The following is a 1081-nucleotide window of genomic DNA, read 5'->3' on the forward strand; positions in this document are numbered from 1 at the left end:
CCCTTCGTCGAGCAGCTTGACGGGTATGACGGGCGCACCGTTCGCACTGGTTGCGGCGTAGGGCGGGCGTAGCCCGACCGGAGGCGCAACCAGCGCGAAGCGTTCTCTGCCGGTGGTCCTAGGCGTCAACTGCGGTGCTTGAAGCGCCAGCTGTCGTTGCCCGTTTCGACGATGTCGCAATGGTGGGTAATGCGGTCGAGTAGCGCGGTGGTCATCTTGGGGTCGCCAAAGACGGTCGGCCACTCGCCAAAGGCGAGGTTCGTGGTGACGATGACCGAGGTCTGCTCGTAGAGCTTGCTGACGAGGTGGAAGAGCAGCTGGCCGCCCGAGCGGGCGAACGGCAGGTAGCCAAGCTCGTCGAGCACCACCAGGTCGAGCCGGGAGAGCTGGGCTGCCAGCGTGCCGGCCTTGCCAAGGCGCGTTTCCTCCTCAAGCCGGTTCACCAGATCAACCGTGTTGAAGTAGCGCCCCCGGGCGCCGGCCCGTACCACATTGGCGGTGATGGCGGTGGCGAGGTGCGTCTTGCCGGTGCCCGTCCCACCGACCAGCACGACGTTGCGCCGGCCCGGAAGAAACGAGCCGCTGTATAGCGAGCGCACCAGTCCCTCGTTGATGGGGGTGTCGTCGAAGACGAAGGCGTCGAGGTCCTTCACCGCCGGCAACCTGGCGGCCGACATCCGGTAACGAACCGACGCTGCATGGCGGTGCGTCGCTTCGGCACGCAGCAGGTCCGTCAGGACCTCCATGGTCGTGCGCTTGCGCTGGAGACCGGTGGTGACCGCCTCGTCGAAAGCGCCAGCCATGCCCTTCAGCCCCAACTCGGTCATGGCCGTCATCATCTCATGCCGCTGCATGGAGGCCTCGCAGGCTGTCATAGCGGTTGCAGTCGGCGCGAGGCGGATGGCGCAGCGCCAGGTCCTCGGGTGTGACAATGGTCAGCGGTCGTGGCGGTTCTCGCCTGCGGGCCAGGATGTTGACGATGACGTCGTCGCTGGCGGTGCCGGCCAGCAGCGCCTCGCGCACGGCCGCTTCCACAGCCTCCAGCCCGTCATCGAGCACGGTTGCCAGCACCCGCACGAAC

General features: G+C 67.1%; 1 protein-coding gene and 1 pseudogene. Both read right to left on the reverse strand.

Annotation, left to right across the window (positions count from 1 at the left end; all coding sequences use genetic code 11):
• Positions 1–125: 125 nt before the first annotated feature.
• A complete protein-coding gene (istB, locus tag ASE78_RS04645; RefSeq protein WP_056493929.1) occupies positions 126–854 on the reverse strand; it encodes an IS21-like element helper ATPase IstB in 729 nt (242 codons plus the stop codon).
• Positions 841–1081 (reverse strand): annotated as a pseudogene (locus ASE78_RS04650) (IS21 family transposase); the annotation flags it as partial. The gene istB and the pseudogene ASE78_RS04650, both read right to left, overlap by 14 nt.

Origin of the sequence: Sphingomonas sp. Leaf25 (assembly GCF_001421635.1) — a bacterium.
Classification (GTDB): Bacteria; Pseudomonadota; Alphaproteobacteria; order Sphingomonadales; family Sphingomonadaceae; genus Sphingomonas.

Coding starts and splice junctions, on each gene's coding strand:
- istB (WP_056493929.1), bottom strand. CDS start 854: ATGCAGCGGCATGAGATGATGACGGCCATGACCGAGTTGGGGCTGAAG.